Origin of the sequence: Polaribacter sp., from assembly GCF_965656025.1 — a bacterium.
Taxonomy (GTDB): domain Bacteria; phylum Bacteroidota; class Bacteroidia; order Flavobacteriales; family Flavobacteriaceae; genus Polaribacter.
Genome location: NZ_CBFHJT010000004.1, coordinates 68,736 through 71,309, shown reverse-complemented (window position 1 = coordinate 71,309; position 2,574 = coordinate 68,736). Strand labels below are relative to the sequence as shown.

General features: G+C 29.6%; 4 protein-coding genes. 2 read left to right on the top strand and 2 right to left on the bottom strand.

Going from position 1 to position 2,574, the window contains the following annotated elements; all coding sequences use genetic code 11:
• On the bottom strand, positions 1–279 hold a 279-nt coding region (locus ACTG3S_RS01555), incomplete at its 3' end, for a DUF6588 family protein (RefSeq protein ID WP_439127619.1).
• Positions 280–431: 152 nt separating this feature from the next.
• Between ACTG3S_RS01555 and ACTG3S_RS01550 the strand changes: the two genes are divergently transcribed.
• Both ACTG3S_RS01550 and ACTG3S_RS01545 read left to right on the top strand, forming a co-directional pair.
• On the top strand, positions 432–929 hold the full coding sequence (locus ACTG3S_RS01550) for a hypothetical protein (RefSeq protein ID WP_439127618.1): 498 nt from the start codon (positions 432–434) through the stop codon (positions 927–929).
• 49 nt (positions 930–978) lie between these two features.
• Positions 979–1,986, top strand: coding sequence for a DUF6588 family protein (locus tag ACTG3S_RS01545; protein WP_439127617.1), 1,008 nt, complete (start codon positions 979–981; stop codon positions 1,984–1,986).
• Positions 1,987–2,070: 84 nt separating this feature from the next.
• Here ACTG3S_RS01545 and ACTG3S_RS01540 read toward each other — a convergent pair.
• Positions 2,071–2,574 (bottom strand): toprim domain-containing protein (locus ACTG3S_RS01540; RefSeq protein ID WP_439127616.1); only part of this gene is annotated, 504 nt, incomplete at its 5' end.

Here is a 2,574-nt window from a genome sequence, read left to right as displayed (position 1 = left end):
AAGATTTTCTACTTTAAAAGTTTTTTTATTTGAAGGATAAACAAGATTATTGAGGCTAACAGAAAAATCAAAACCAAAAGGTTTGTGGGCTTTAGAGCTTGTATGCCATCCATTGTTTAAAGCATTTGTGTACCCATTAATTCTTGGTGTAAAATAGGCGTTTAACATTCGTTCTGTATCATTGGTATCTGCCAAATAAAACAACTCGAAATTTTTCTGTGCATTCAGAGAATAAAAACTAAAAAAAAGTAATAAGAGAATGAAAAAACTATTTTTCATTTTAGTAGGGGTTTAGAAAATTAGATGCTAAAAATAGCAAATAATTTTTAAAATAGAGGCTAAAAATATTGAAATAGGGGTTTTTACCTGTTTTTGCAATTTATATTTTTTCTATATTTGTTGGAATTATAAATACTTAATAATCAAACATTATGAAAAAAATTAAATTAATTAAACCACTATTGCTATTATTTGCAGTTTTTACTTTTAGTATGTGTGATGAAACTGGAGACATTCAATTTGAAGTAAAAAATAGTTTTGAAACCACAGCAACAGTTGCTGGTTTAGAGGGGCAGTCAACTTTTACTATTGATAGCACTGCAGACATTTCAGATCTATTAGACAATGCTACTACTTTTGTGGATGCAAATATAGAATCAGTAATTTTACAATTAGAAGATTATTCTGGAAGTGATTTTGCAGGTAATATTTCTATAGCAGTAGGTCCAGTTCCTTTTTTGAACCAATCGGTAAGTTTATCTTCAACTCCTACAGACCCAATTATTATCCCTGAAAATGCTGCTCGTATTTTATATATAATTTCTTCAGGATCATTTCCTTTTACTATTACTGGTTCTACAACCAACCCAATTGAGGACAATAATTTTAAAATAAAAATGACTTTTAAAATTAAAGCTATAGTTGAGTAGTATTTAATATTTAGATAAATTTTTCAAATAACTAAAATTCAACATAATTATGAAAAAATATATAATAATATTGATGTTTGCATTTTGCTCTGTTACTTCTTATGCTCAATTAGATTTTGGGACTATTTTAGAAGGAAACGCTGCAGACGCAAACACGTATGCACAAGGGTATTTAGAACCACTTGTGGTAGGTTTTGGCCAAGGAATTAATGGAGGTTGGTATTCAACTGCCAAGACCCATAAATTTTTAGGTATAGATATTAAAGTGATTGCTTCTGGGGCATTAGTTCCTTCAGAAAAAGAAAGTTTTACTTTTAATAATTCAGATTATACTTCTATTAATTTAGATAACTCTAGTTTGAGTCAAGCCCAAATACCAACAATATTAGGTTCTAAAGAGTTAAATGATAGACCCTTGTTAGAGTTTAATTCTAACGGGCAATCAATTTCTACTTCCTCTTTACCAGGTTTTGGTCAAGATATTAAAGATAATATTGGTTTTAATGCAGTGCCATCTGCCATGGTGCAAGTAGGTATTGGATTATTTAAAAATACAGATTTAAAAGTACGTTTTATACCAGAGCAAACTATAGATGATAATAAATTTTCTGTATTTGGTATTGGTGTAATGCATGATATTAAACAATGGATACCAGGTTTAAAATTAATGCCATTCCATTTATCTGCTTTTGGTGGATATACAAATATTAAAACTTCTGTACTTTTAGACGCAAGTAATAACCCTGATCAAATTATAGAATTAGATACTAATTCTTATGTTTTTCAGTTAGTTGCTTCTAAGAAATTAGCTTTTTTAACTCTTTTTGGAGGTGTGGGTACTACATCTTATAAAACAGATTTAAATGTTTTAGGAACATTTGATACTAGTAATAGTAATACGCCAATTGTAGATCCAATTGCTTTAAATTATACAGGATCTAATTTAAGAGCTAACCTTGGTTTAAATATTAAATTATTATTTTTAAATATAAGTGCAGAGTATGCTATACAAGAGTACGATACTCTTACTGCCACAGTAGGTTTTTCTATAAGATAATTTAGACCGATATAAATTAAATAAAAAAGGAGAGATTTAGAAAATCTCTCCTTTTTTTATGGTATTAATAATTTAAACTACTTTTTATACATCAATCTTTGCATACTTAGCATTACGCTCTATAAAATCTCTTCGAGGTGGTACTTCATCGCCCATCAACATAGAAAAAACTCTATCTGCTTCTGTTGGGCTATCAATGGTAACTTGTCTAAGTGTTCTAAATTCAGGATTCATTGTGGTGTCCCAAAGTTGTTCTGCATTCATTTCTCCTAAACCTTTATATCTTTGTACGTTTACACCACCACCAAACTTTTGTGCAATTATATCACGTTGATTGTCATCCCAAGCATATTCTCTTTTTTGTCCTTTTTTAACTAAATATAAAGGAGGTGTAGCAATATAAATATAACCTTGCTCTACCATTTCTCGCATATATCTAAAGAAAAAAGTTAAGATTAGCGTAGCAATGTGCGAACCATCAACATCGGCATCACACATAATTACTACTTTGTGATAACGAACTTTACTTAAATTTAAAGCTCTTGGATCTTCTTCAGTTCCAATAGAAACCCCTAAAGCAGTAAACAT

Excerpts from the sequence above, each read along its gene's own strand:
- ACTG3S_RS01545 (WP_439127617.1), top strand. The coding sequence starts at position 979 with ATGAAAAAATATATAATAATATTGATGTTTGCATTTTGCTCTGTTACT.
- ACTG3S_RS01550 (WP_439127618.1), top strand. The coding sequence starts at position 432 with ATGAAAAAAATTAAATTAATTAAACCACTATTGCTATTATTTGCAGTT.